Genomic DNA, 3,080 nt, shown 5'->3' with positions numbered 1-3,080 from the left:
CGTTCCGATGATGGTCATGGGCAGAACGGTCACGAAGCCGCGTCCCGCAGAACATAACCCACCCCGCGGACCGTGTGCAGCAGGCGCGGCTCGCCACCGGCTTCCAGCTTGCGACGCAGGTAGCTGACGAACACCTCGAGCGAGTTCGATGACGGCCCGAAGTCGTATCCCCAGACTCGCTCCATGATCATGGAACGGGAGAGCACCTGCCGCTGGTGGACGAGAAACAGCTCCAACAGGTCGAACTCAGTCTTGGTGAGCGTCAGTTCCCGTCCCCCGCGGGTCACCTGCCGGCTGCTCTGATCAAGACGGATGTCCGCGAAGAGCAGCGCGGGGGGCACCCCCGGAGCGATCCCCGCCTGATCCGTTCCCGTGAGACCCGCGGCAGCCGACGCCGCGGCCCGGGCGGACAGCGACGCCCGGCGGGTCAGCGCGCGCAGCCGGGCGAACAGCTCCTCGAGGGCGAAGGGCTTGACCAGATAGTCATCCGCCCCCACGTCCAAGCCGTTTACCCGGTCGGCCAGCCCATCACGGGCGGTGAGCATCAGAATCGGCAGGTCGTCGCCACGGCCACGCAGCTGGCGACACGTTTCCAGGCCATCCACCCGGGGCATCATCACGTCCAGCACGACGATGTCCGGCCGGTCGCGAGCAACCGCGTCCAGCGCCTCCATACCGTCACGCGCTGAACTGACCTCGTAACCCTCGAACCGCAGCGACCGCTCAAGAGACTCCCGGACCGCCGGCTCGTCATCGACCACAAGTACGCGCACACCACACAGTCTGCCCCCCGAGTCACGCGGCGCAGGCCGTCCGGAAGGACTCTCAGCATCGTCTACCGAGATCCTTATTCACGGTTCAGCCAGGGCAGGCCTGCTGGATCTTTCGATCGCGCGCCTGGACCCCTGGACGCCGCCGTATCGGGCGATATCAACCGGGTGCGATATCAACCGGGTGCGCTAACGCGCCACCGACGCGGGGCCAGTTGATCGGCCGACCGGTGACGGAGCCGGCCCGTCGAGTTCGGGGAGGGGAGCGCTCTCGATCACACGGGTGGCACCCGGAGCGGAACCGTCCTCATCGTCATCGCGATCGCTCAGCATCACGTCGTCATCGTCGTTGTCGACCATGACCACCTCGCTGCGCTGAACGCTGCCGAGCTCGATCCCCTCGGCGTCCAGCGCCGCCCGGACGCGCTCGCGCAGCGCGCGCGCGACATCCCACTGTTTAAGCGGCTGGGTCTTGGCGACCACCCGCAACGCGTACCCATCAGCGGTCATCGATTCCATGCCCCATATCTCGGGTTCGGCGATGATGATGGTGGCGAACTCCGGTTCCGCCCAGAGTTTGTCCGCGGTCGTCTTGAGAATCCGCTTGGCCTTGGCGACGTCGGTGTCGTAGTCCAGCGGGATGTCGAGCACCGTACGGGCCCATTGCTGGCCTTTGTTGCCCACCCGTGCGATCTCGCCGTTACGGACGTACCAGACCGTACCTTCGATGTCGCGCAGTCGTGTGACCCGCAGGCTCACCGCCTCGACGTTCCCGCTGACCGGTCCGACATCGATGACGTCGCCCACGCCGTACTGGTCCTCGAGCAGCATGAAGATGCCCGACAGGAAGTCCCGGACAAGATTCTGCGCGCCGAAACCAACAGCGACGCCAACCACTCCGGCGCTGGCCACGATGGGCGCGAGATTGATGTCCAACTCGCCGAGAATGGTCACGAACGCGATCCCGAACACAATCACCGACGTGATGCTGCGCAGCAGGGAACCGACCGTCTCGGCGCGTTGGCGGCGTCGCTCCAGCAGCACAGTGGGATCGCCGAAGGCGCCGAGAAGTATGGCGCGCCCGGACCGGAACAGCCCGCTCGGCCCACCGGCCGCGGCCCGCCGAGTTGTCCGGAAAATGAAGCGATGCAACATCGAGCGAACGAGGAAAGCAATCAGAAGAATCAACAAAATCTTCAGCGGCATGCCAAGAAAGACATTGGCGCCACCGGCGAGATACTCGCTGTGAGTCAGATCAAAAACCGTCCTGCACAGCACACCGGGCTTTTGCCCGCATGCGTTCTGGACCGCACCGAAGATCTGATCAAGACTGGGAGTGATGGGAGCGTCGGACGGGCTCGGGGTCGGCACGGGCGCCGCGGGCGAGGGTGACGCCTCGACCGCCGGAGTCAGTAACGACCCCAACGACTGAGCGAACACAGAGACGGAGTCGGCCACGACCGGATTCAGCTCCTCACAGATAATCGATCCTATAATTGATCTTCAAGCGGGACCGCATCCGCGGGCACCGCACGGTGCCCAGTCTTACCGACGCGCGACAGCCGCGGGCCAAGAGGTCGACGCCCGGAAATAACACGCAGCATCCGAACAGGCACGCAAAGTAGATCAAATGCGGGCAAAGTTGCGCAGTGTGTCAACGATTACCTAACGACAATCGCGAACCCACTCGCGTTCGGGCCCCGAAGGCGGTTGACTGTCTCAGTGTCACCGGTGGCTAGCTTGTGACGGCCGCCACCCGGTAGGGCGAGGAGGTCGGCGCGTGACAGAAGCGCTGGTTCTCAATGCCACGTATGAACCGTTATGCGTGGTCTCACAGAGGCGTGCGCTGGTGCTCGTGCTCACTGAGAAAGCAGTCATGGTCGAGGCCGGAGATCGGGTTCTCCACTCCGTGACGTACACGGTCGAAGTGCCCGTGGTAGTGCGCTTGGCCCGATTCGTCCGCGTGCCGTACCGGTCTCAGGTACCACTCACCCGTAAGGGAGTACTGGCGCGTGACCATCACCGCTGTGTCTACTGCGGTGCGCCTGCGACATCACTGGATCACGTCATCCCCCGCTCTCGTGGGGGCGCGCATGTATGGGAGAACGTGGTGGCGGCCTGCGGCCGCTGCAATCATTTGAAAGCCGACCGGGCTGTAGCCGATCTTGGCTGGCGGCTTCGCACGGCTCCCAGAGCGCCGAGCGGAGCCGCTTGGCGCATTCTTGGCAGCCGCCGGATGGATCCGCGCTGGTCGCGCTACCTCAGCTCGGACGGTGACGAAGCCGCATCCGCCTGACTCCCGCTCCTGGT

3 protein-coding genes are annotated in these 3,080 nt (G+C 64.9%); 1 reads left to right on the top strand and 2 read right to left on the bottom strand.

Features of this window, described 5'->3' with window-relative positions; translation table 11 throughout:
• Positions 1–29: 29 nt before the first annotated feature.
• Positions 30–773 carry a response regulator transcription factor gene (locus MJ783_RS14210; protein WP_239310915.1) on the bottom strand — a complete coding sequence of 248 codons (744 nt, stop codon included), beginning with the start codon at positions 771–773 and terminating at the stop codon, positions 30–32.
• Between the two features lie 186 nt (positions 774–959).
• Positions 960–2,228: a mechanosensitive ion channel family protein gene (locus MJ783_RS14205; protein WP_239310914.1), complete on the bottom strand. Its 1,269-nt coding sequence runs from the start codon at positions 2,226–2,228 to the stop codon at positions 960–962.
• A 322-nt stretch (positions 2,229–2,550) separates the two neighbouring features.
• Here MJ783_RS14205 and MJ783_RS14200 point away from each other — a divergent pair, with 322 nt between their 5' ends.
• Entirely contained in the window at positions 2,551–3,066 is a 516-nt protein-coding gene (locus tag MJ783_RS14200) for an HNH endonuclease (protein ID WP_239310913.1), read from the top strand.
• Positions 3,067–3,080: the final 14 nt, after the last annotated feature.

The organism is Protofrankia sp. Cj3 (assembly GCF_917627355.1).
In the GTDB taxonomy this organism is placed as follows: Bacteria; Actinomycetota; Actinomycetes; order Frankiales; family Frankiaceae; genus Protofrankia.
This window is presented reverse-complemented; position numbering and strand designations above follow the sequence as displayed.